At 68.0% G+C, this 22888-nt stretch carries 20 protein-coding genes; 12 read left to right on the top strand and 8 right to left on the bottom strand.

From position 1 onward, the window contains the following. Positions 1-30: 30 nt before the first annotated feature. The 5 genes from AC5P9C_RS18735 to AC5P9C_RS18715 all read right to left on the bottom strand — a co-directional run bounded on the left by AC5P9C_RS18735 (position 31) and on the right by AC5P9C_RS18715 (position 5503). A complete protein-coding gene (locus AC5P9C_RS18735) occupies positions 31-642 on the bottom strand; it encodes a glutathione S-transferase N-terminal domain-containing protein (protein WP_032955882.1) in 612 nt (203 codons plus the stop codon). Positions 643-726: 84 nt separating this feature from the next. Then, positions 727-1185, bottom strand: coding sequence for a cell wall hydrolase (locus AC5P9C_RS18730; RefSeq protein ID WP_004154513.1), 459 nt, complete (start codon positions 1183-1185; stop codon positions 727-729). Positions 1186-1484: 299 nt separating this feature from the next. Next, entirely contained in the window at positions 1485-3515 is a 2031-nt protein-coding gene (locus tag AC5P9C_RS18725; RefSeq protein ID WP_343542020.1) for an FAD-dependent oxidoreductase, read from the bottom strand. Positions 3516-3654: 139 nt separating this feature from the next. Continuing rightward, positions 3655-4287 (bottom strand): membrane protein YczE, encoded by a 633-nt coding sequence (gene yczE, locus AC5P9C_RS18720; protein ID WP_064237731.1) that lies wholly within the window; start codon positions 4285-4287, stop codon positions 3655-3657. Positions 4288-4483: 196 nt separating this feature from the next. Further along, the gene (locus AC5P9C_RS18715) at positions 4484-5503 is read right to left on the bottom strand and encodes a zinc-binding alcohol dehydrogenase family protein (protein ID WP_329851590.1); all 1020 of its coding nucleotides are present in this window, start codon (positions 5501-5503) and stop codon (positions 4484-4486) included. A gap of 357 nt (positions 5504-5860) precedes the next feature. On the opposite strand from AC5P9C_RS18715, the gene AC5P9C_RS18710 reads away from it, so the two are divergent. The 4 genes from AC5P9C_RS18710 (at position 5861) to AC5P9C_RS18695 (ending at position 8926) form a co-directional block, all read left to right on the top strand. After that, positions 5861-6952: an OmpA family protein gene (locus AC5P9C_RS18710; RefSeq protein WP_049468332.1), complete on the top strand. Its 1092-nt coding sequence runs from the start codon at positions 5861-5863 to the stop codon at positions 6950-6952. Positions 6953-7171: 219 nt separating this feature from the next. Further along, entirely contained in the window at positions 7172-7678 is a 507-nt protein-coding gene (locus AC5P9C_RS18705) for a hypothetical protein (RefSeq protein ID WP_049468334.1), read from the top strand. Positions 7679-7698: 20 nt separating this feature from the next. Continuing rightward, positions 7699-8505: a pseudouridine synthase gene (locus AC5P9C_RS18700; RefSeq protein WP_206149893.1), complete on the top strand. Its 807-nt coding sequence runs from the start codon at positions 7699-7701 to the stop codon at positions 8503-8505. A gap of 85 nt (positions 8506-8590) precedes the next feature. Further along, on the top strand, positions 8591-8926 hold the full coding sequence (locus AC5P9C_RS18695; RefSeq protein ID WP_005412356.1) for a hypothetical protein: 336 nt from the start codon (positions 8591-8593) through the stop codon (positions 8924-8926). A gap of 64 nt (positions 8927-8990) precedes the next feature. On the opposite strand, the gene kbl is transcribed toward AC5P9C_RS18695, so the two are convergent. After that, on the bottom strand, positions 8991-10199 hold the full coding sequence (kbl, locus tag AC5P9C_RS18690) for a glycine C-acetyltransferase (RefSeq protein ID WP_049468337.1): 1209 nt from the start codon (positions 10197-10199) through the stop codon (positions 8991-8993). 196 nt (positions 10200-10395) lie between these two features. On the opposite strand from kbl, the gene AC5P9C_RS18685 reads away from it, so the two are divergent. Beyond that, complete coding sequence (locus AC5P9C_RS18685; RefSeq protein ID WP_049468338.1) at positions 10396-11088, top strand: TorF family putative porin; 693 nt, start codon at positions 10396-10398, stop codon at positions 11086-11088. Positions 11089-11220: 132 nt separating this feature from the next. Here AC5P9C_RS18685 and tdh read toward each other — a convergent pair whose 3' ends face one another. Further along, positions 11221-12243 carry an L-threonine 3-dehydrogenase gene (tdh, locus tag AC5P9C_RS18680; RefSeq protein WP_049468340.1) on the bottom strand — a complete coding sequence of 341 codons (1023 nt, stop codon included), beginning with the start codon at positions 12241-12243 and terminating at the stop codon, positions 11221-11223. Positions 12244-12642: 399 nt separating this feature from the next. On the opposite strand from tdh, the gene AC5P9C_RS18675 reads away from it, so the two are divergent. The 7 genes from AC5P9C_RS18675 (at position 12643) to AC5P9C_RS18645 (ending at position 21286) form a co-directional block, all read left to right on the top strand. Beyond that, positions 12643-14805 (top strand): S46 family peptidase, encoded by a 2163-nt coding sequence (locus AC5P9C_RS18675; RefSeq protein ID WP_053462263.1) that lies wholly within the window; start codon positions 12643-12645, stop codon positions 14803-14805. A gap of 238 nt (positions 14806-15043) precedes the next feature. Then, entirely contained in the window at positions 15044-15688 is a 645-nt protein-coding gene (locus tag AC5P9C_RS18670) for a histidine phosphatase family protein (RefSeq protein ID WP_049465896.1), read from the top strand. 41 nt (positions 15689-15729) lie between these two features. Beyond that, positions 15730-17001, top strand: a complete 1272-nt coding sequence (gene folC, locus AC5P9C_RS18665) for a bifunctional tetrahydrofolate synthase/dihydrofolate synthase (RefSeq protein ID WP_414615300.1) — start codon at positions 15730-15732, stop codon at positions 16999-17001. Positions 17002-17082: 81 nt separating this feature from the next. Next, complete coding sequence (locus AC5P9C_RS18660) at positions 17083-18129, top strand: SPOR domain-containing protein (protein ID WP_049465901.1); 1047 nt, start codon at positions 17083-17085, stop codon at positions 18127-18129. 46 nt (positions 18130-18175) lie between these two features. Continuing rightward, positions 18176-18955, top strand: coding sequence for a CvpA family protein (locus tag AC5P9C_RS18655; protein ID WP_057495134.1), 780 nt, complete (start codon positions 18176-18178; stop codon positions 18953-18955). A gap of 30 nt (positions 18956-18985) precedes the next feature. Beyond that, positions 18986-20452 carry an amidophosphoribosyltransferase gene (purF, locus tag AC5P9C_RS18650; RefSeq protein WP_049465904.1) on the top strand — a complete coding sequence of 489 codons (1467 nt, stop codon included), beginning with the start codon at positions 18986-18988 and terminating at the stop codon, positions 20450-20452. Positions 20453-20461: 9 nt separating this feature from the next. Continuing rightward, positions 20462-21286 (top strand): ferritin-like domain-containing protein, encoded by an 825-nt coding sequence (locus AC5P9C_RS18645; protein WP_329851599.1) that lies wholly within the window; start codon positions 20462-20464, stop codon positions 21284-21286. 67 nt (positions 21287-21353) lie between these two features. On the opposite strand, the gene AC5P9C_RS18640 is transcribed toward AC5P9C_RS18645, so the two are convergent. Then, the gene (locus tag AC5P9C_RS18640) at positions 21354-22811 is read right to left on the bottom strand and encodes a T6SS phospholipase effector Tle1-like catalytic domain-containing protein (protein WP_154330112.1); all 1458 of its coding nucleotides are present in this window, start codon (positions 22809-22811) and stop codon (positions 21354-21356) included. Positions 22812-22888: the final 77 nt, after the last annotated feature.

Here is a 22888-nt window from a genome sequence, read left to right as displayed (position 1 = left end):
CACGCGAACGGCTCTGACCCCTGACCAAGGTCAGGCCAGGCCTTCGGCCTTCAGCGCGGCCTGCACGCCGGCGTCGGCGTCCATGCGCGCCTTGTAGGCGGCCAGGTTGTCCAGGCCCGACAGGTCGACCTTGGTGCCGGCGGCCCAGCGCAGGGTGATGTAGAAGTACGGGTCGGCGAAGCTGCGGAAGCCGGCCAGCCACGGCTTGTCGGCCAGCTGCCTGTCGGCGGTCTCGAACAGGCCACGCAGGCGCTTGTGCGCGGCGGCGCGGATCGCGTCGTACTGGCCTTCGTCGGCAATGAACTTGCCCGGCGCGAACAGCGGCGAGAAGGCCGGATGCACGTCGGAATTGACGAACGCCAGCCAGCGGGTGGCTTCGGCGCGCTGGCGCGGGCTGCCATCACCGCCGAGGCCGGCCTGCGGGAAGCGATCGGCGATATAGCCCATGATCGCGGCGTTCTGCAGCAGCACGAAGTCGCCGTCGACCAGCGCGGGCACCGCACCGGCCGGATTGATCTTGAGGAATTCCGGACCCTTCAGGGTGTCCTTGTTCAGCAGTTCGACCTCGAACGGCTGGCCGGTCCACTGCAGGGCAATGTGGTCGGCGGTGGAACAGGCACCGGGCTTGCTGTACAGCTTCATGGGAACTCCAGGTGATGCGGGCGGGAAACGCCCACTATCCCAGAGCCTGCCGGCAGGCGGCAACGCTGCCGCCGGCACGGATCGTTACGACTGCCGCGGCTTGAGGTTCTGCACCTTATAGAAGGTGTGATCGCCGATGGTGGCCACCTGGTAGGCATTGCGCCAGTTCGGGCTGGCGATGGACAGCGCGGCGAAGTGGCTGGCACCGGGCACGATCTCGCGGCGCTCGCCGGCCGGCAGCGCCCAGTTGCGCTCGGCGTCGAAGGCCACGTTCATGGCCTCGCTCCAGGCCGCGTCGTTGCCCAGCTGGGTGCCGGGGGAGACGATGGTCGGTGCGAACTGCTTGCGTGCGGTGACCACCTGGCACATCGAATCACCCCACAGGCCGCTGTCGAGGCGGCGCAGCGCGACCTCGGCGACGGCCTGCTGGCCGCGCAGGGTCTGGTCGCGGGCTTCCAGGTAAACGGTGGTGCTCAAACACAGTGAATCAGCGGCCGGCTGAGGCAACAACTGCGACAGCCAGAGAATCCAGGCCAGTTTCATATAACTCCTTGCTCCGTATGGGTCGCACTCTCCAGTTCCGGCCGCGGGGGGCGACAGGAGGCGGGCTACGACTTGGCGTCATGGGGAGGCGGCCATCGGGGCCGCCCCGTGGGCAGCCCCAAAAGAAACGACCAGTACCGGTCGTGGGGGCTGCGCCGGCTCACCGGAAACTGGCTGGTGAGCGGAAAGATGGCGCAAGGTAGGGGGGCGTAGCCGAACGCATCGTGAACCGCACGGCTTGACATTCAGGTTTGCCGGGGGTGACGGAAATCACATTCCGTCCCCCATTCATCCACAGATCAAAGCGCGGCGGCGACCCGGCTGCCCTGGTCGATGGCGCGCTTGGCGTCGAGTTCTGCGGCCACGTCGGCGCCGCCGATCAGTTGCGCGCTGATGCCGGCGGCCTGCAGTTCGGCCTGCAGCGCGCGGTTGGGTTCCTGCCCGGCGCAGATCACCACATGGTCGACCGGCAACAGCTGTTCGCTGCCGTCCACGCGGATGCGCAGGCCCGCGTCGTCCACGCCCAGGTACTCGACGCCACCGAGCATGCGCACGCCCTTGGCCTTCAGCGTGGCGCGGTGGATCCAGCCGGTGGTCTTGCCCAGTCGTGCGCCGGGCTTGCCCGGGCTGCGCTGCAGCAGCCACAGCCGGCGCGGCGAGGCCTCGACCTGCGGCCGGGCCAGCGAGCCACGGGCCTCGAACGTACTGTCCACGCCCCATTCGGCCATCCAGCGCTGCGGGTCCAGCGAGGGCGACTCACCGGCGTGGCTGAGGAACTCGCCGACATCGAAGCCGATGCCGCCGGCGCCGATGATCGCCGCACTGGCGCCCACTTCGACCCGGCCCAGCAGCACGTCCAGGTAGCTGACCACTTTGGCGTGGTCGGCACCGGGGAAATCGACCCTGCGCGGGGTGATGCCGGTGGCCAGCACCACCTCGTCGAAGCCGGCCAGGTGGGAGGCGTCCGCGCGGGTGCCGAGGCGCAGCTGCACGCCGGTCTCCTGCAGTGTGTGGCGGAAGTAGCGCAGGGTCTCGTGGAACTCTTCCTTGCCGGGGATGCGCTTGGCGACGTTGAACTGGCCACCGATCTCGTCGCTGGCATCGAACAGGGTGACCTGGTGACCGCGCTGGGCGGCGACGGTGGCGCAGGCCAGGCCGGCCGGGCCGGCGCCGACCACGGCAACCTTCTTCGGCGTGGCGGCCGGGCGATAGACCAGCTCGGTCTCGTGCGCGGCGCGCGGGTTGACCAGGCAGCTGGCCAGCTTGTTCTCGAACACGTGGTCCAGGCAGGCCTGGTTGCAGGCGATGCAGGTGTTGATCGCCTCGGCGCGGCCGGCGCGGGCCTTGTTCGGCCACTGCGGGTCGGCCAGCAGCGGGCGTGCCAGCGACACCATGTCGGCGCCGCCATCGGCGAGGATGCGTTCGGCGACCTCGGGCATGTTGATGCGGTTGGTCGCCACCAGCGGCAGCGCCACGTGCGGCTTGAGCTTGGCGGTGACGCCGGCGAAGGCCGCGCGCGGCACCGAGGTGGCAATCGTCGGGATACGCGCTTCGTGCCAGCCGATACCGGAATTGATGATCGTCGCGCCGGCGGCCTCGATGGCCTGCGCCTGTTGCACGATCTCTTCCCAGTTGCTGCCGTCTTCCACCAGGTCGACCAGCGACAGGCGGTAGATGATGATGAAGTCCAGGCCACAGGCTTCGCGGATGCGGCGCACGATCTCGACCGCGAAGCGCATGCGCTGGCTGGCGTCACCGCCCCAGCGGTCGGTGCGCGTGTTGGTGCGCGGGGCGATGAACTCGTTGATGAGGTAGCCCTCCGAGCCCATCACTTCCACGCCGTCGTAGCCGGCCTCGCGGGCCAGCTTCGCGCTGCGCGCGTAGTCGGCGATGTGGCGCTCGACGCCGCTGGCCGACAGCGCGCGCGGGGTGAACGGGTTGATCGGTGCCTTCAGCTTCGACGGTGCCACCGACAAGGGGTGGTAGGCATAGCGGCCGGCATGCAGCAGCTGCAGGCAGATCTTCGCGCCATGCTGGTGCGCGGCGGCGGTCAGTTGGCGGTGCGGCCGCACTTCCCAGGGCCAGGACAGCTTGCCGCCGAACGGCTTCAGCCAGCCGACCACGTTCGGTGCGAAGCCGCCGGTGACGATCAGGCCGACGCCGCCCTCGGCGCGTTCGGCGAAGTAGGCCGCCAGCCGCGGGAAGTCGCGGGCGCGATCCTCCAGGCCGGTGTGCATCGAGCCCATCAATACGCGGTTGCGCAACTGGGTGAAGCCCAGGTCCAGCGGGGCGAACAGATGGGGATAGGCGCTTTCGTTGGCTGGCGACATGGTCGATACGCTTGCGTACGGAAGCGCGAAGCGTGCCGCGAAACGGCGGCCGGGGCAAGGGTTGCTGGATGGCGCCTGCGGCGCTGCCCCCGAACTCCGGGGGCGGTCGTGCCGGCCGCTGGCCGGCATACGGGGCAGCTCAGGGTGATTGCGGTTGCCGGGCAGCGGCCGGCACGACCGGAGCGGGGCGACCGATCCCGAACCAGCCCAGGGTCACCCCGCACAGCGGGCCGATCAGCAGGGCGAAGGCGAGGGTGCCGAGGCCGACGTTGCCGCCCAGCCACCAGCCCAGCAGCAGGACGCTGCCTTCAATCAAACTGCGCACCTTCCAGATCGGCCAGCCGGTGCGGGCATGCAGGCCGGTCATCAGGCCATCGCGTGGACCCGGGCCGAGGCGGGCGCCGATGTACAGGCCGGTGGCCAGGGCCACCAGCAGCATGCCCGCGCAGAACATCGCCAGCTGCCAGCCAAGGCCGACGGCCGGCGGCAGCAGCCACAGCCCGAACTGCGCAGAGGGACCGATCAGCATCACGTTGAGCACGGTGCCCACGCCCGGCTTCTGGCGCAGCGGCCACCACAGCAGCAGCACCAGCGCGCCGATCACGTTGGTCGCCAGGCCGAACGACAGTGGGGTCTGCGCAGCGATGCCCTGCGACAGGACATCCCAGGGTGCCACGCCGATCGCGGCGCGGATCATCAGCGAAGCACCGAAGCCGTACAGGAACAGGCCAGTGATCAGTTGCAGCAGGCGCAGGGGCAGGGCGGTGGGCATGGCGGGCTCGGGGGAGGGGGAATCTGTTCCCACCGTATCCCTGATTTCCTTGATGCCATAGATACAGATTCAAGCCAATCCGGCGCTACAGGCGGCGCCGAACCTGCATGCGGGCGGTTGTGCAGGTCCGAGCCCGTGCTCTGCGGGTGGCGGCAGGCACAGCAGCCGAGCGTGGGCCCGGCTCTACATCACCGCGTCAGTCGTCCCAGCCGACCAGCGCCAGCTTGCCCACCGTGTGCCCGCTGGCCAGGCGCTGATGCGCGATGTCCAGGTTGGCTGCGTTGATCGTGCCCAGCGTCTCACTGAGCGTGCCGCGCAGCTGGCCGGCATCGATCATGCTGGCGGCGCGGCTGAGGATGCGGTGCTGTTCGATACGGTCGGCGGTGGCAAAGCGCGAGCGCGCGAACATGAATTCCCAGTGGATGCCGATGCACTTGGCCTTGTACGGATCGCCGATGCGCAGCGCGCCACGCGGCTCCACGATCAGTCCGACATGACCCTGCGGTGCCAGCAGCTGGCCCAGCTCGTCCCAGTAGTGGTCGGTGTCGGCCAGATTCAGCGCAACCTGCACCGCAGCGATGCCCAGCGCCTGCAACTGGGGTTGCAGTGGCTGCCGATGGTCGATCACGTGCGTGGCCCCCATCTGCCGGCACCACTCGATCGAAGCGTCGCGCGAAGCCGTGGCGATCACCTCGAAACCGGCGTGGCGGGCGAGCTGGATCGCCATCGAGCCCACGCCGCCCGCACCGCCGATCACCAGCAGGTGCTGGCCGCCATGGCGGCGGTCGTCCAGATGCAGGGGCATGCGCTGGAACAGCAGCTCCCACGCGGTCAGCGTGGTCAGGGGCAGCGCGGCGGCTTCGGCGAAATCGAGCGTGGTCGGCTTGCGGGCGACCAGCCGTTCGTCCACCCATTGGTACTGCGCATTGCAGCCCGGGCGGGTGACGTCGCCGGCAAAGTAGACCTCGTCGCCGGAGGCAAACAGGCTGGCCTCATCGCCGATGGCTTCAACCACGCCGGCGGCGTCCCAGCCGAGCACCCGCGGCGTCTCCAGCGCTGCCGGATCGGTGGCGGCCCGCTGCTTGGCGTCGACCGGGTTGACCGAGACCGCTTCGATCCGGACCAGCAGGTCCCGGCCGCGTGGAGGCAGCGGCGGTGGCAGCAGGACATCACGCAGGGCAGGGGCGTATTCACGACTCAGGGCGACGGCTTTCATCACGGCTCCGGCTGGGTTCGTGATCCCATCATAAGGTTCCTCACGTTTCCGCAAACGCGCTGAACCGTGTGATGCGGCGCGTTGCGCAATATGTCGCATTCGACACTTAAACCCCGTCAAACCCTTGCAGTGCGTGGGTCTTGCGGATTTTCATCATCCTGTATAGGGTTTCAACGTCGGACCGGTGGCCGGTCGGGCGCAACACTTCACATGTTACGGGACTGTTAACATGGCCTTCACCCGCCTGAGCATAATGTTCGCGGCGGTGGCGTGCTGAATCGGCTGTCGTACATCGATGCACTAGTGCTGGCCCATGCCTCTACCGGTTTCATACCCCCGAAATAGGAGCTGTACTCAATGAACAAGAAGATCCTTACTGCCGCGCTGCTGGGCGGCCTGGCTTTCGCCCAGGCAGCTTCGGCGCAGGAGTTCGATGACCGCTGGTACCTGACCGGTTCGGCCGGCTTCAACTTCCAGGACAGCGACCGTCTGACCAATGACGCTCCGTTCGTGACCCTGGGCCTGGGTAAGTTCATCAGCCCGAACTGGTCGCTGGACGGTGAGCTGAACTACCAGAACCCGAACTTCGACAGCAACCAGGACCTGAACTGGTCGCAGTACGGCGTCTCGCTGGACCTGCGTCGCCACTTCATCAAGGAAGGCCGCGGCTGGAACCCGTACATCGTCGGTGGCCTGGGCTACCAGAAGTCGGAAGAAGAGTACGCTGCGATCGACAACAACGGTCCGCGCCAGCGTAAGGACGGCAACCTGGCCGCCAAGCTGGGCGTCGGCCTGCAGACCACCTTCGAGAAGCGCGTGGCTGTCCGCGCCGAAGTGGCCTACCGCGCTGACTTCGACGACCAGAGCGTCGCTGCACGCGACGAAAGCTGGTTCGGCGACGTGCTGGCTTCGGTCGGCGTCGTGATCCCGCTGGGCCCGGCTCCGGTCGCGGCTGCTCCGGCTCCGGCTCCGGTTGCCCCGAGCTGCGCCGACCTGGATGACGACGGTGACGGCGTCAACAACTGCGACGACAAGTGCCCGAACTCGCAGCCGGGTCAGACCATCGGTCCGGACGGTTGCCCGGTTCCGGTCTCCATCGACCTGAAGGGCGTCAACTTCGACTTCGACAAGTCGAACCTGCGTCCGGACGCCGTGGCGATCCTGAGCGAAGCCACCGAGATCCTGAAGCGTTACCCGGATCTGCGCGTTGAAGTTGCCGGTCACACCGACTCGAAGGGTACCGACGCTTACAACCAGAAGCTGTCGGAGCGTCGCGCCACCGCCGTGTACAACTACCTGACCAAGAACGGCGTCGACGCCGGTCGCCTGGTCGGCCCGATCGGCTACGGCGAGAGCCGTCCGATTGCTCCGAACACCAACCCGGATGGTTCGGACAACCCGGAAGGTCGCGCCAAGAACCGTCGTACCGAGCTGAACGTCCAGAACTAAGTTCTGACGCTCTGCCAGTAGGACACAGCAGGACCCGGCTTCGGCCGGGTCTTGTTGTTTCTGCCGCCGGGAAACCGGCCTGGGGCGGGCGGGCAATAGCCGTTCGTCGGGATTTTGCCCGTAAATCCAATGAGTTGCCGTATTCATTGAAAGTGGCGCTTGAAAGCTGACGCGGCATTGCTAAACTCGCCGCGTCACTTCCTTCCGTGGATGCCCCTCATGCTGCGCTCTGCATCGGCCGCCGTTCTGGCGCTGGCCCTGGTTCCCGCCGCCCACGCCGCGGTTGATTGCTCGGTCAACACCAGCGCCTCGCCGCTGCCGTTGCCGGCCACGACCATCGCGCCGGTGGCCGACGAGCTGTACATCCGTGGCAACCAGCTGGGCATGCCGGCCGGCGTGCTGAGCAGCAACTACGACCCGTCGCAGTCGCTGGACCAGGTGCTGCAGCGCCTGCGCATCGATGGCTGCCAGAACATCGCCAAGGCCATCCCGAGCGCGCCAGCGGTGAAGCCGAACGATCCGGCGGCCTACAAGCCGCAGACCGAGTTCGACAATACGCCGTGGCGCTTCGACATGAGCCAGAACGGCAAGCGCATGACCGCCGAAGAATTCGACGCCTGGATGAAGGCGCGCGGCGTGCGCGTGGTCAAGGCGCGCCCGGCCCCGGCCGCCACTCCGGCTGCGGCCGAAGCACCGGCTGAGACCAAGCCGGTCGACAAGAAGTAAGCGCCGCGGGGAGCAGAGGCTTGCGCACGCGCCGCCCACCTGCCACCCCCGCCGCCCGCTCCCACGCACCGCGTGGGCGTGCGGCGCCGAACGTATCCAGCGGTGCGCGTCATGGCCTGGCGCGCGTGCTGTCCAAGGCCGGCGTGTGCTCGCGCAGCGAGGCCGCGCGCTGGATCGCCGAAGGCCGGGTGCGCGTGTCCGGCCGCGTCGTGCGTGATCCCGAGTTCCCGATCGGACAGCCTGCGCCGCCGATCGAGGTCGATGGCCAGCCGATGGCTGCGCCGCAGCGCCTGTACCTGATGCTCAACAAGCCGCGCGGGGTCGTGACCACGGCGCAGGACGAGCGTGGCCGTGACACGGTGTACCGCTGTTTTGATGGCGCCGGCCTGCCCTGGATCGCACCGGTCGGGCGCCTGGACAAGGCCAGCGAAGGGTTGCTGCTGTTCAGCAACGATCCGCAGTGGGCCGCGCGCCTGACCGACCCGCAGACCGGGCCGGACAAGACCTACCACGTGCAGGTGGATGGCCTGCCCGATGCCGCCACCCTGGCGGCATTGCAGGCCGGGGTGGAGGACGAGGGCGAGTTCCTCGCTGCCCGCGCCGTGCACGTGCTGCGCCGTGGCGACAAGACCGCATGGCTGGAGGTGGTCCTCGACGAGGGCCGCAACCGCCATATCCGCCGCCTGTTCGCGGCTTTCGACCTGCAGGTGCTGCGCCTGGTCCGGGTCGCGATCGGTGGGCTGCTGCTCGGCGATCTCGGCAAGGGCCAGTGGCGGGTGCTGGAGGTCAGCGACCAGCAGCGGCTGGGGGCCGCTGCACCGGGCTGATCACCGCCCGCGGCCGGCAGCTGCCGGCCACCGTTCCAGGCGTAGGGGGCGCCTGGTTGCTGAATTTCCCGAACGGAGCCTGCCCATGTACCACCCGACCCTCAATCAAACCCTGCGCTGCGCAGGCCTGCTGCTGCCGATGGTGCTGCTGACCGCCTGCGGTGGCCACAAGAAGGTGGCCAAGGCGGAAACGCCGGCCGAAACCCCGGTGGTGGAAGTGAAGACCCCGGAGCTGGATGGTCGCGGCAGCTACCGCTTCCTGATGAGCAACGGCGACAAGAAGATGACCGCCGATGAGTTCGATGCCTGGATGAAGGCCAACGGCATCCGCGTCGCCAAGGGCAACGGCCAGGACGCCGCCGCCAAGCCGGTGGTGGTGGCCAGCAAGGACGAGCCGAAGGGCAAGAAGAAAAAGAAGTGACGCCTGGGGTGGGGTGATGGGGCCAGGGCCCTTTCCTGTGGAAAGAGACCCGGCCCCGGCGTGATCAGCCCTTGATCACGCCCAGCTCGACACCAATGCGGGTGAACGCATCGATCGCGCGATCCAGGTGCTCGCGGCTGTGCGCGGCGCTGATCTGGGTCCGGATGCGGGCCTGTCCCTTGGGCACCACCGGGAAGAAGAAGCCGATCGCGTAGATGCCTTCCTCGAGCAGGCGCTCGGCGAACTTCTGCGCCAGCGGTGCGTCGTACAGCATGACCGGGCTGATCGGATGCACGCCCGGCTTCACGTCGAAGCCGGCGGCGGTCATCTTCTCGCGGAAGTAGGCGGTGTTGTCGGCCAGCGTGCTGCGCAGGTCGTCGGCGGCCGCCAGCATTTCGAACGCCTTGATGCCGGCAGCCACCACGTGCGGCGGCAGCGAGTTGGAGAACAGGTACGGGCGCGAGCGCTGGCGCAGCAGTTCGATCACCTCGGCACTGGCGCAGGTGAAGCCGCCCAGTGCGCCGCCCATGGCCTTGCCCAGGGTGCCGGTGATGATGTCGATCCTGTCCAGCACGCCCTTCACTTCGGCCGAGCCACGACCGGTGGCACCGAGGAAGCCGGTGGCATGGCATTCGTCGATGTGCACCAGCGCGTTGTACTTCTTCGCCAGTGCGGTGATCTCGTCCAGCGGCGCGATGAAGCCATCCATCGAGAACACGCCGTCGGTGGTGATCAGCTTGGTCTTGCAGCCGGCGGCATCGGCGGCCTGCAGCTGGGCTTCCAGGTCGGCCATGTCGCAGTTGGCGTAGCGGAAGCGCTTGGCCTTGCACAGGCGCACGCCGTCGATGATCGACGCATGGTTGAGTGCATCGGAAATGATGGCGTCGTTCTCGCCGAGCAGCGGCTCGAACAGGCCGCCGTTGGCATCAAAGCAGGCCGCGTACAGGATGGTGTCCTGCTTGCCGAAGAAGTCGGCGATCTGCTTTTCCAGCTGCTTGTGCAGGTCCTGGGTGCCGCAGATGAAGCGCACCGACGCCATGCCGAAGCCATGGGTGTCCAGCGCGTCCTTGGCGGCCTGGATCAGGTCCGGGTGGTCGGCCAGGCCCAGGTAGTTGTTGGCACAGAAGTTCAGCACCTGGCGGCCGTCATCGAGGGTGATCTCGGCCGACTGCGGGCTGGTGATGATCCGCTCGGACTTGAACAGGCCCTGGGCGCGGATGGCGTCCAGTTCCTCGGCATAGTGGCGGGTCAGGGCGGAGGAGGCGTCGGTCATGGCGTGGGCACGGCTCTGCACGGGAAACCGCCGATTCTACCGGGCAACGAGGTTCACCGACCGCGGCGGGCAGGGCACCGCCATGGCAGGCACATGTTGCAATGCAGTAACAAATGGTTAAATATTCGTGAACCGTGCCTGTCTGGCATCGGCTTCACTGCTGCCCCCTTCCCGCCCCCCGCCCCCGGAGACGCTCATGAAGCACGCCCATGCCTGCCTCGCCATTGCCGCCGCCCTGACCCTTGCGCCGTTCGCGGCCAGTGCCCAGGAGACCGAATCGCCGTACAGCTGGAACGTCACTGCGGTGTCGGACTACCTGTTCCGTGGTGTGTCGCAGACCGACGAGAAGCCGACCCTGCAGGCGGGCTTCACCTACACCTCGCCGGTCGGCCTGTATGCCGGTGTATGGGGTTCGGGCGTGGACTTCGGTCCGGGCGACCCGAGCACCGAGATCGACTACCAGATCGGTTACGGCGTGGACGTCACTCCGCGCGTCAACTTCGACGTGCTGCTGAACCGCTACACCTACCTGGGTGCCAGCGACCTGAACTACAACGAGCTGATCACCACCACCACGCTGGACGAGACCTACAAGCTGACCGTGGCCTACACCAACGACCAGTGGAACAGCGGCACCGATGGCTGGTACTACGGCGTCGGCGGCCAGTGGGGCCTGCCGCAGGAGTTCACCCTCAGTGCCAACGTCGGCCGCAGCAGCTTCGAGAAGGGCCTGGCCAAGGACTACACCGACTGGAACGTCGGCGTCAGCCGCCAGTTCGGCCTGTTCAATGTCGGCCTCGGCTACTACGGCACCGACAGCAACGGGCGCGAAAACTCGGGCAAGCTGGCGCACAGCCGCGTGCTGCTGACCGTGGCCGTCGGCAAGTAACGCCGCAGGCGTTGCCGGTAGTGCCGGCCGCTGGCCGGCAACACCAGAAAAAGGCGCCCATCGGGCGCCTTTTTCAATTTCATGGTGTGCCGAGCAAGCTCGGCACCCACCATTCGTGCGCGGAACCGAGGATCAATTCCAGCTCAGCACGACCTTGCCGGCCTTGCCTTCTTCCATCAGGTCGAAGCCCTTCTGGAACTCGTCGATCGACAGCTGGTGGGTCATCACCTTGCCGAGCGGGAAACCGGACAGCACCAGCTGGGTCATCTTGTACCAGGTCTCGTACATCTTGCGGCCGTAGATACCCTGCACGGTCAGACCCTTGAAGATGATCTTGTCCCAGTCGCAGCCGGCGCCCTTGGGCATGATGCCGAGCATGGCGATCTTGCCGCCGTGGTACATGCAGTCGAGCATGTCGTTGAACGCACGCGGGTTGCCGCTCATTTCCAGGCCCACGTCGAAGCCCTCCATGTGCAGCTCCTTCATCACGTCCTTCAGCGACTGGTTGGCGACGTTGACCACGCGGGTGGCGCCCATGTCGGCTGCCAGCTTCAGGCGGAAATCGTTGACGTCGGTCACCACCACGTTGCGCGCGCCGATGTGCTTGCAGATGCCGGCGGCGATGATGCCGATCGGGCCGGCACCGGTGATCAGCACGTCTTCACCGATCACGTCGAATTCCAGCGCGCAGTGGGCGGCGTTGCCATACGGGTCGAAGAACGCGGCCAGCTCCGACGGGATCTGGTCCGGGATCGGCCACAGGTTGCTGGCCGGCATCACCATGTATTCGGCGAAGGCGCCATTGACGTTGACACCGATGCCGACGGTGTTCGGGCACAGGTGCGGGCGGCCACCACGGCAGTTGCGGCAATGGCCGCACACGATGTGGCCTTCGGCCGAAACGCGCTGGCCGATCTCATAACCGGTCACTGCCGAGCCGAGCGCGGCGATGCGGCCGACGAACTCGTGGCCGATGGTCAGGCCCGGCTTGATCGTGCGCTGGCTCCATTCGTCCCACAGGTAGATGTGCAGGTCGGTACCGCAGATCGCGGTCTTCTCCAGCTTGATCAGGACCTCGTTCGGGCCGGGGGTCGGCACCGGAACTTCTTCCAGCCAGATGCCCTTGGCTGCTTCGCGCTTGACCAGGGCCTTCATCGTTTGCTGCGCCATCGGGGTGGAACTCATCAGGGGGAAAGCGCGGATTATAGGGTGCCGGACGGAATTCCCATGTTGCGCTGCGGGTGCTTTGGCGGAACGAAAGGCGTGCGCCGACGGGCGTTTCGAACGTGCCGCAAACAGCAGCGCCTCCTTGATTCCGGGGGAGGGGGCGTGGTCACCCTGGCCGGGACACGCAAAAGCCCATCCATGGTGCTCGATGGCGCCATCCATGGCGCCAACGGTCCCGGCCAGGGTGGCCACGCCCCCTCAGGACGATTCCATGTGCGCGGCCGACGTGCGCATGGCAGAGCAAGAAGCAGGCCCATGACTTCCGGGGTTCGGGCCGGGGCAGGGCGGCGGGCTACAATCGAGGGTTCCACTACCAGGGGCTGCTCCATGCGCTCGAACCTGCTTGCATTTTCCATCGTCGCCAGCCTCGGCCTGGCCCAGGTCGCCCATGCCGCTGAAGGCATGTGGGTGCCGCAGCAGCTGCCGGAAATCGCCGGCCCGCTGCAGAAGGCCGGCCTGAAGCTGTCCCCGGAACAGCTGTCCAACCTGACCGGCGACCCGATGGGCGCGGTCGTCGCCCTCGGCGGCTGCACCGCCAGCTTCGTCTCGCCGCAGGGCCTGGTGGTCACCAACCACCATTGCGCGTATGGCGCCATCCAGCTGAATTCGACCGCGCAGAAGAACCTGATCAAGGACGGCTTCAATGCGCCGACCCTGAAGGACGAACTGAGCGCCGGCCCGAACGCCCGCGTGTTCGTGCTCGACCAGATCACCGACGTCACCGCCCAGGCCAAGGCCGCCATCGCCGCTGCCGGCAACGACCCGCTGGCCCGCAGCCGCGCGCTGGACGCCTTCGACAAGGCCCAGGTTGCCGCCTGTGAAGCCGATGCCGGTTTCCGCTGCCGCCTGTACAGCTTCTCCGGCGGCAACACCTACCGCCTGTTCCGCAACATGGAAATCAAGGACGTGCGCCTGGTCTACGCGCCCCCGGGCAGCGTCGGCAAGTTCGGCGGCGACGTCGACAACTGGATGTGGCCACGCCACACCGGCGATTTCTCGTTCTACCGCGCCTACGTCGGCAAGGACGGCAAGCCGGCCGCCTTCGCCGCCGACAACGTGCCGTACCAGCCTAAGCACTTCCTGAAGTTCGCCGACCAGCCGCTGGGCGCCGACGACTTCGTGATGGTGGCCGGCTACCCGGGCCGCACCAACCGCTATGCACTGGCCGGCGAGTTCAACGAGACCGCCAGCTTCACCTACCCGACCATCGCCAAGCACTACAACGCGGTGCTGAAGATGATCGCCGACGCCGGCAAGGCCGACGCCGACGTCAAGGTGAAGTACGCCGCCACTGCCGCCAGCATGAACAACGTGGCCAAGAACTACCTGGGCCAGCTGGAAGGCTTCAAGCGCATCGACGCCGCTGGCCAGAAGCAGGCCGAGGAAGCCGCCGTGCTGGCATGGCTGAAGAAGCAGGGCGCGGCCGGCAAGCCGGCGCTGGCCGCACACGCGCAGCTGGTCAAGCACCTGGACACCAGCAAGGCCACCCGCGAGCGTGACCTGTTCGTCGGCCAGTTCAACAACACCTCGGCCGTGGGCGCAGCGATCACCCTGTACCGCCTGTCGATCGAGCGCAGCAAGCCCGATGCCGAACGCGAAGCCGGTTACCAGGAACGTGACCTGACCACCATCGAAGGCGGCCTGAAGCAGATGGACCGTCGCTACGTGGCGAAGATGGACCAGCAGCTGCAGGCCTACTGGCTGGAGCAGTACGTGGCCCTGCCGGCCGCGCAGCGCGACAATGAAGTGCTGAACAAGTGGCTGGCCGGCAGCGATGCCGCTGCGGTGAAGTCGCTGGTGGCCAAACTGTCGGGCACCGAGCTGGGCAGCCTGGATGCACGCCTGAAGTGGTTCAAGGCCGACCGTGCCGCGTTTGAAGCCAGCAGCGATCCGGCCATCCAGTACGCTGTGGCTGTCATGCCGGCACTGCTGAAGCAAGAAGAGCAGAAGAAGATCCGCGAAGGCGAATCGCTGACCGCGCGCCCGCTGTACCTGCAGGCCGTGGCCGACTACAAGAAGAGCCAGGGTGAATTCGTCTACCCGGACGCCAACCTGTCGCTGCGCATCACCTTCGGCAACGTCATGGGGTATGGCAAGGACGGCGTGAAGTACACCCCGTTCACCACCCTGGAAGGCGTGGCAGCGAAGGAAACCGGTGAAGATCCGTTCGATTCGCCGAAGGCGCTGCTCGATGCGGTCAAGGCCAAGCGTTACGGCGGCCTGGAAGACAAGCGCATTGGTTCGGTGCCGGTGAACTTCCTGTCCAACCTGGACATCACCGGCGGCAACTCGGGTTCGCCGGTGCTGGATGCCAACGGCAAGCTGGTCGGCCTGGCCTTCGATGGCAACTGGGAATCGGTCAGCTCCAACTGGGTATTCGACCCGGTGATGACCCGCATGATCGCCGTCGACAGCCGCTACATGCAGTGGATCATGCAGGAAGTGGCGCCGGCGCCGCAGCTGTTGAAGGAACTGAACCTGGCCAAGTGAGGTAGTGCCGGTCGCTGGCCGGCAACGCCTGCAGACACTGCCGGGCGGTGCATCCGCGCATGGCGTGGATCTGCTGCCCGGCGCGCCGTCCGCGATTCCGAAACCCCGCGACCCACGTCGCGGGGTTTTTTCATGCCCGGCCCGGCCCGGCGCGCCGAACAGGTATCATCCCTGTTCCGCGCACTTCACAGGATGTGAACGAAACGCGGAACTTCCTCCCCCAGGACCCCTTGCACGCATGCGCATCCTGCTTGCCCGCCACGGCGAAACGCCGTGGAACGCCGAAGGCCGCTACCAGGGCCAGATCGACATCCCGCTTTCGCCGATCGGCGAAGCCCAGGCCCAGGCCCTCGGCGCGCGCCTGGCCTCGGTGGACATCACCCGTGCCGTCGCCTCGCCGCTGTCACGCGCGCAGCGCACCGCGCAGCTGGCGCTCGGCGCCGCCCGTGCCGGGATGCTGCAGACCGAACCGGAACTGCAGGAAATCGCCCACGGCGAATGGGAAGGGCTGCTGGCCAGTGAGATCCATGAGAAGGATCCCTCACGCCTGAAAGCGTGGCGCGAGGAACCGGATACCGTGCTGATGCCCGGCGGCGAGTCGCTGCGCCTGGTGCTGGAGCGCAGCTGGCGCGGCCTGGCCCGCGCCACCGAAGGCCTTGGTGAGCACGACACCCTGCTGGTGGTCGCCCACGACGCGGTGAACCGCGTGATCCTGTGCAAGGTGCTGGGGCTGCCGATTTCCCGGCTGTGGACCTTCCGCCAGGCACCGACCACGCTCAACCTGCTCGAAGGCGCCGACCTCGACAGCCTGGAAGTGGTGCGCCTGAACGACTGCGCCCACCACACGCCATTCTTCGGCGAAGCCAAGCACCGCGCTCTCTGATCCATCCCCCTGCATCAACTGCTTCTGCTGGAACCGCTGCCGTGACGAACACCCCGACCACCCTGGCCGACTGGCTGGACTACATTGAACGCCAGCATCCGGCGAGCATCGACATGGGCCTGGAGCGCGTGCGCGCCGTGGCCACGGCGATGGGCCTGGGGGCGCCGGCCAAGCGCACCATCGTGGTCGGTGGCACCAACGGCAAGGGCTCGACCGTGGCCTTCATCGAAGCCATTGCACGCGCCGCTGGCTGGAAGGTCGGCGCGTACACCTCGCCGCACCTGCTGCGCTACAACGAGCGCGTGCGCATCGACGGCCAGGACGTGGACGATGCGGCGCTGGTCGCTGCGTTCAATGCGGTCGAGGCCGCGCGTGGCCAGACCACGCTGACCTATTTCGAGTACGGCACGCTGGCCGCCCTGCACCTGTTCGCCGACGCCGGGCTGGACCTGGCGGTGCTGGAAGTGGGCCTGGGCGGTCGCCTGGATGCGGTCAACATCGTCGACGCCGACGTGGCGGTGATCACCACCGTGGACATTGACCATGCCGAGTGGCTGGGCGAGGACCGCGAAGCGATCGGCACCGAGAAGGCCGGCATCATCCGTGGCTGGAAACCGGTGATCCTGGGTGAAACCGACCCGCCGTCGAGCGTGCTGCGCCGCGCCTACCTGGTCGGCGCCAATGCGATCCGCGGCGGCAGCGATTACTTCTACGAACCGATCGATGCCCAGCGCTGGCGCTGGCGCGATGTCGGCCTGCGCATGGAACTGCCGACCCCGGCCCTGGCCGGCCCGATCCAGCTGGCCAACGCCGGTGCCGCCATCGCCGCGCTGCGCGCGCTGGACAAGCCGGTGCCGCGTGCGGCGTGGGCGGCCGGTATCGCGGCGGCGCGGATCTCCGGCCGCCTGCAGGCGTTCGAGCGCGACGGTGTGCAGATCCGCGTCGATGTCGGCCACAACCCGCAGGCCGCCGGTCAGCTGGCACGCGCATTGAAGGCCGATGTGTCGGCCGGGCGCACGCTGGCGGTGTACGCCGCGCTGCAGGACAAGGACGCGGCGGGCGTGGTGCAGGCGCTGCAGGACGTCGTGGGCGCGTGGACGTTGGCCGGCCTGGACGGCCCGCGTGGGCAGAGCGCGGCGCAGCTGCAGGCGCGCCTGGCCGGCACCGCCGCCGCCGATGCGCAGCTGGCCGGTTCCGTCGAACAGGCACTGGCCCAGGTCCTGGCCGAGGCCGGGCGCGGCGACCGCGTCCTGGTCTTCGGCTCGTTCCATACCGCTGCGGCCGCGCTGCGCTGGCTGCAGGGCGCCGCCTGATCCGCGTTCAGCCAATGCCGACGCCGGCCGGTCCGGCACCCGTATAATCGACGGCAATCTCCGGACCGTTGCCTGCCTCACGTGGATACGCCTCTGAAACAGCGTCTGATTGGTGCCATCGTGCTGGTGGCGCTGGCCGTGATTTTCCTGCCGATGCTGGTCAAGGGTCCGGCACCGGACAGTGGCGTGGCCTCGGTGCCGATCGCCGCGCCGGATGCGCCGGCCGATGGCCAGTTCGAGACCCGCGAGCTGCCGCTGGTCGCCCCGGCCGGTGGCGCCACCGGACTGCAGACCGGACAGGCCAAGCCACTGCAGGAAGCGGCCGCGCCGGCCACGCCGCCGACCGTGGACACCTCCCCGGCCGTTGCCGCGGGCAACTTCGCGGTCACCTTTGGCGCATACGGCAGCAAGGCCGACGCCGATGCGGTGATCGCCTACCTGCAGCGCTCGCAGCTGCCGGGCTTCGCAGAAGCGACCACCATCAGCGGGCGCCAGGCGTGGCGCGTGCGCGTCGGGCCGTATGCCGACCGTGCCCAGGCCGAGGCCGCCCGCCTGCAGGCAGTGAAGATCCGCGCCGACGTGAAGGCCGAAGTCATCACGCTGGATGCGGCCGCAGGCAACAGTGCCGCGGTCGCTGCCACACCGGCACCGGCGGCCAGCACACCGGCCGCAGCGACCAGCCCGTCGGCCACCAGCAACCCGGTGCGCAGCGAAAGCCTGCCGCCGAGCACGGCGACCGTGACTACGCCGCCGGCCACCAAGCCGGAGCCGGCCAAGCCGGCGCCGAAGCCTGAGGCCCCGAAGCCTGAGGCCAAGCCGGAACCGAAGCCGGAGGCCACCGCCAGCAAGCCGGCCACGGCGCCGGCCACGCCGGCCGCACCGGCGGCCAGTGGCGTCGGCTTCGCCGTGCAGCTGGGCGCGTTCGGCCAGGCCAGCGATGCCGCTGCGCTGCGCGACAAGGTCCGTGCCGCCGGCTTCAGTGCGTTCGTCGAGCAGGTGCGCACCGAAAAGGGCACCCTGCATCGCGTCCGCGTGGGTCCGGTGGCCAACCGCGCGGATGCCGAACAGCTGAAGGCGCAGGTCGCTGCCAAGGTCGGCGTCGCCGGCATGGTCCGACCGCACCCATGACCGACGCGCAGGCCCGTTGCCAGCGCCGCCGAAGGAGCGGGGCGCCATGATCGACGTGGTGCTGCTGATCGTGATCGCCGCCTCGACCCTGTTGGGGATGCTGCGCGGCTTTGTTGGCATCGTCATCGGCACGCTGTCGTGGCTGCTGGCTGCATGGGCGGCCTTCGCCTTCGGCAACGACGCCGCGCGCTGGTGGGCGGCCCCGGCCGCGCCCGGCGGCGAGCACTTCGTCGGCGGCTACCTGGGCGTGGGCATCGGCGTGATGATCGTGGTCGCGGTGATCGGCATGGTCATCAAGGCGATGATCCACCGCAGCATGCTGACCAGCCTGGACCGCCTGCTGGGCGGCGTGCTGGGCGCCGTGCGCGGCGGCCTGATCGCGGCGATCCTGGTACTGCTGGCGGGTTTCACGCCGCTGACCGCCGAGCCGTCCTGGAAGCGTTCGGCGGTACGCCCGGTGCTGAATCCGGCGGTGGCCTGGATGAACGGCAAGCTGCCGCACTGGCAGGTGCCCGGCGCCGATATGCTGCCCAAGGCCTTGCCCACCGACATGCTGTCCCCATCTGCACTGATGGAGTTGGGGAAGAACGCGGGCGCCGGGTTGGGAAAGCCGGGCGAGGCAGGCGATAATGGCATCCTCAACCAGGTAGTGGCGGGCGGCGGATGGCTGCGGCCCGCGAAAGCGGAACAGGGCGATGCATACGATCCGGCCGAAGTGCGCCCGGACGCCCCAGCACTGCCGGACAGTATCGAGCCGGGCGATCCGGCCAACGTCGACCGCAGGCGCGGCGACCACCGCGGCCAGGTACGGCCACCTTCCTTGTAACTGGGCACAGCCCAGCGGAGACCTCGCACCATGTGTGGCATCGTCGGAATCGTCGGCAACCAGAACGTCGCCGGGCAGTTGTATGACGGCTTGACCGTTCTCCAGCACCGCGGCCAGGACGCGGCGGGCATCGCCACCGCCAGTGGCAGCCGCCTGCGCGTGCAGAAGGCCACCGGGCTGGTCCGCGATGTGTTCGACGCCCGCACCATGTCCACTCTGGAAGGCAGCGTCGGCATCGCCCACGTGCGTTACCCGACCGCGGGCTCGGAAGGCATGGACGAGGCACAGCCGTTCTACGTCAATTCGCCGTACGGCATCGCGCTGGCCCACAACGGCAACCTGATCAACACCGAGGCGCTGCGCCAGCAGGTGTTCGAACAGGACCGCCGCAACGTCAACACCGATTCGGACAGCGAAGTGCTGCTGAACGTGTTCGCCTACGAACTGGAGCAGCAGCGCCAGCTCAGCCCGGAAGCCGCGATCCGCGCGGTGGCCGGCGTGCATCGGCGCTGCAAGGGCGGCTATGCGGTGGTCAGCGTGGTGCTGGGCCTGGGCCTGGTGGCCTTCCGCGACCCGCATGGCATCCGTCCGCTGGTGCTGGGCAAGCGCAGCCATGCCGAGGGCGACGAGTACATCGTGGCGTCCGAGTCGGCGGCGCTGGACGTGCTGGGCTTCCAGCGCGTGCGCGACGTGCAGCCGGGCGAAGCGCTGGTGATCACTGCACGCGGCGAGCTGTTCTCGGAGATCTGCGCCGAGCCGGTCGAGCACACTCCGTGCATCTTCGAGTACGTGTACTTCGCGCGCCCGGACTCGATGATCGACAACGTCTCGGTGCACAAGGCGCGCATGCGCATGGGCATCAAGCTCGGCGAGAAGATCCTGCGCCTGCGCCCGGACCACGACATCGACACCATCATTCCGATCCCGGATACCTCGCGCGACGCCGCGCTGGAGATTTCCAACGTGCTCGGGGTGAAGTACCGCGAAGGCTTCATCAAGAACCGCTACATCGGCCGCACCTTCATCATGCCGGGGCAGGGGGAACGCGTGAAGTCGGTGCGCCGCAAGCTCAACCCGATCCACCTGGAGTTCCGCAACCGCGTGGTGCTGCTGGTGGACGACTCGATCGTGCGTGGCACCACCAGCCAGCAGATCGTGCAGATGGCCCGTGATGCCGGCGCGCGCAAGGTCTATCTGGCCAGCGCGGCACCGCCGGTGCGCTATCCCAACATCTACGGCATCGACATGCCGGCGGCTGAAGAGCTGGTCGCGCACAACCGCAGCGTGGAAGAGATCGAAGCCCACCTGGGCTGCGACTGGCTGATCTACCAGGACATCGAGGACATGGAAGCGGCGGTGAGCGAGGGCAACCCGGCGCTGCGCAGTTTCGATTCGTCCTGCTTCAACGGCCACTACCCGACCGGTATCGAGCCAGGCTACTTCGAGCGCATCCAGCAGCTGCGTTCGGACGACGCCAAGCACAAGCGCCGCGCCTGAGGTCCAGGCGTGGTCGCGGTGCCCGATGCCGGAGGTGACCTGCTGCGCGCGGCGCAGCAGTGCCTGGCCGAGGCCGACCCGCTGCGCAAGGTCGCGCTGACCCAGGCCTATGCCGCCGCGTTCCGTGCCGGCCGCCTGAAGGTGGCCGCCGATGCGCCGCCGCCGGAACCGATCCGCATGCCCGGCCGGCCGGCGCAGCTGGTGCTGGTGCATCCGCGCGACGTGCCGCGGCGCGGACTGGGCGGCGTGGAAGGGCGAGCGGCCTTCATCCACGCCATCGCCCACATCGAACTCAATGCGATCGACCTGGCCTGGGACGCGGTGTACCGCTTCCGCGGCCTGCCGCCGGCGTTCCATGCCGACTGGGTCAGCTGTGCCGACGACGAATCACGGCACTTCATGCTGCTGCGCGAGCGCCTGCAGGCGCACGGCCACGACTACGCTGATTTCCCCGCGCACAACGGCCTGTGGGAAATGTGTGAAAAGACCGCGCATGACGGCCTGGCGCGCATGGCGCTGGTCCCGCGCGTGCTGGAAGCACGCGGCCTGGACGTCACCCCGGGCATGATCGAGAAGCTGCGCAACGTCGGTGATGGCGAAACCGCCGACGTACTGGAAGTGATCCTGCGCGAGGAAGTGGCGCATGTTGCCGCCGGTTCGCGCTGGTACCGCTGGTACTGCGACCGCGCCGGCGTTGAACCGCGCGCACGGTTCAAGGCGCTGCTGGTGGAATACGCCGGCGGCTACCTGCACGGGCCGTTCAACATCGAAGCGCGCCTGCTGGCCGGCTTCGACGCCGATGAGCTGGCCAACCTGGTCGAACAGGCCGGTTGAAGAAAAGGGGACGGAGGGGATTAAGTCGTTTGTGGCACAAACGACTTAATCCCCTCCGTCCCCTTTTTCATGCGTTGGGCAGCACCACGCGCTTGCCATCCACGGTGGGCCGGTTGATGTAGAACAGGCCGGGGCCGGGCCGGTACGGCAGCTCGCTGACACCGGCGTCGGCGGCATAGGTCAGGGCGGTGTCGCCCAGCGCGTCGAAATTCCAGTGCGCCGACTGCATCAGGTAGCGTCGCCGCAACAGTGCCTCCTGGGGCTGGGTCAACGCCTGGCCGGCCACCAGCCGCCGTGCGATCGGTTGCAGGGCCGACGGCAGTTCCCAGCCGGGAACCTCGGCAGCGCTGGCGCGCCAGGTCACGCCGGCATCGATGGCATGCTGCTGCATCACCTGGAGCGCGATCAGCTGGTAGCGCCAGTCGATGCGCCGCCGCAGTACCACGGCGGCCGTCACGTACAGCACCGGTGACAGCAGCACGCTGCGGCTGCCGGCGCGCCGCTGCTGCTGCCACTGGTGCCAGACATCCACCCACACTTCCTTTTCGTCCACGCCCAGCTGCTGCCGCCAGCGCTCGGCGTCGGCCTGTGCCTCGGCGTAGGCGGTGGTCGCCTGCAGGACCGCCAGCGGTGGCGTCTGGTAGTCGGCCACGCCCGCGCGGCGCAGCATCTGCCGGCGCGGACGGCTGAGCAGTTTGGGCCCTTCGTCGAGCTGGTTGTAGCCGCCGCCGATGTTGGCGTGCACGCCAGGCAGCGCGATCTCGGCAAAGGGCGGCGCGACGCTGGTGAGCGGATAGTGCTGGCGGTGCTCGTCGCGCGCACACAGCTGAAGCACCTGCCTGGCAACGCCGGGCCGCAGCGCGACGCGGGGCTGTTCATCGGCACGCCCGCCGTTGACCGCCACCACGGTGTCGAACAGGCCGATGAAGCGCAGCACCGGATCGGCGCGATCGAAGTCCACAGTGCACGCCAGGCCGGCGCCCTGCAGCAGCTGGCGCCAGTGCGCGCCATCCCAGGCCTGCACCTGGTTGGCAACGTCACGTGCGGCCGCTGCACCCCGCGAGAAGCCGAACAGATCCAGCTGCACGCGTCGCAGCGGCTGCCGCCAGCGTGCCGCGAGCGCGCTCAGCGCAGCCGGCAGCAGCACCTGCAGTGCACGCTGCACTTTGGCACGCACACCGCTGGCGCCGATGCCGAACGCCAGTCCGATCAGATCGTCGTCGGCGTCATCGCGGGTGCCGACACCTTCGACGTAGATCGACAACGAGGGAGAAGCGGAGGTGCCGGTGCGGCTGTCCGGGTACAGCTGCTGCAGGCGCGCGATGTTGGTCGGCCCGTTGTCGTAGCTGCTGGTCAGCCGGCTCTGGTAGGTCGAATCGTCATCCGCGCGCAGCTGCGCCGGGCGCGGCTGGGGCGGCCGTGGTCGGCCACGCGCCAGGTTGTGTGCGTTGTTGCGGGTGCCATCGAAGAACAGGCCGATCCGCAGCAAGCCGACATCTTCGTCCGTGTCCTGCGAGGGTGCCATGTGTATTTCCCGTGGTGGCCGCGTCACGGTAGCGCGAAAGCGGTGTATTGGCGAAGTGTAGTGACGCTTTTGACCTG

The sequence above is a fragment of the Stenotrophomonas sp. YJH_SMC_10 genome, assembly GCF_059371555.1.
The sequence above is the reverse complement of the archived record's forward strand: the minus strand, read 5'-3'. Positions and strand labels throughout refer to the sequence as shown.

What these genes read in the sequence shown, in the direction of transcription:
- AC5P9C_RS18735 (WP_032955882.1), bottom strand. Translation starts at nt 642, where the DNA reads ATGAAGCTGTACAGCAAGCCCGGTGCCTGTTCCACCGCCGACCACATT.
- AC5P9C_RS18730 (WP_004154513.1), bottom strand. Translation starts at nt 1,185, where the DNA reads ATGAAACTGGCCTGGATTCTCTGGCTGTCGCAGTTGTTGCCTCAGCCG.
- AC5P9C_RS18725 (WP_343542020.1), bottom strand. Translation starts at nt 3,515, where the DNA reads ATGTCGCCAGCCAACGAAAGCGCCTATCCCCATCTGTTCGCCCCGCTG.
- yczE (WP_064237731.1), bottom strand. Translation starts at nt 4,287, where the DNA reads ATGCCCACCGCCCTGCCCCTGCGCCTGCTGCAACTGATCACTGGCCTG.
- AC5P9C_RS18715 (WP_329851590.1), bottom strand. Translation starts at nt 5,503, where the DNA reads ATGAAAGCCGTCGCCCTGAGTCGTGAATACGCCCCTGCCCTGCGTGAT.
- AC5P9C_RS18710 (WP_049468332.1), top strand. Translation starts at nt 5,861, where the DNA reads ATGAACAAGAAGATCCTTACTGCCGCGCTGCTGGGCGGCCTGGCTTTC.
- AC5P9C_RS18705 (WP_049468334.1), top strand. Translation starts at nt 7,172, where the DNA reads ATGCTGCGCTCTGCATCGGCCGCCGTTCTGGCGCTGGCCCTGGTTCCC.
- AC5P9C_RS18695 (WP_005412356.1), top strand. Translation starts at nt 8,591, where the DNA reads ATGTACCACCCGACCCTCAATCAAACCCTGCGCTGCGCAGGCCTGCTG.
- kbl (WP_049468337.1), bottom strand. Translation starts at nt 10,199, where the DNA reads ATGACCGACGCCTCCTCCGCCCTGACCCGCCACTATGCCGAGGAACTG.
- AC5P9C_RS18685 (WP_049468338.1), top strand. Translation starts at nt 10,396, where the DNA reads ATGAAGCACGCCCATGCCTGCCTCGCCATTGCCGCCGCCCTGACCCTT.
- tdh (WP_049468340.1), bottom strand. Translation starts at nt 12,243, where the DNA reads ATGAAGGCCCTGGTCAAGCGCGAAGCAGCCAAGGGCATCTGGCTGGAA.
- AC5P9C_RS18675 (WP_053462263.1), top strand. Translation starts at nt 12,643, where the DNA reads ATGCGCTCGAACCTGCTTGCATTTTCCATCGTCGCCAGCCTCGGCCTG.
- AC5P9C_RS18670 (WP_049465896.1), top strand. Translation starts at nt 15,044, where the DNA reads ATGCGCATCCTGCTTGCCCGCCACGGCGAAACGCCGTGGAACGCCGAA.
- AC5P9C_RS18655 (WP_057495134.1), top strand. Translation starts at nt 18,176, where the DNA reads ATGATCGACGTGGTGCTGCTGATCGTGATCGCCGCCTCGACCCTGTTG.
- purF (WP_049465904.1), top strand. Translation starts at nt 18,986, where the DNA reads ATGTGTGGCATCGTCGGAATCGTCGGCAACCAGAACGTCGCCGGGCAG.
- AC5P9C_RS18640 (WP_154330112.1), bottom strand. Translation starts at nt 22,811, where the DNA reads ATGGCACCCTCGCAGGACACGGACGAAGATGTCGGCTTGCTGCGGATC.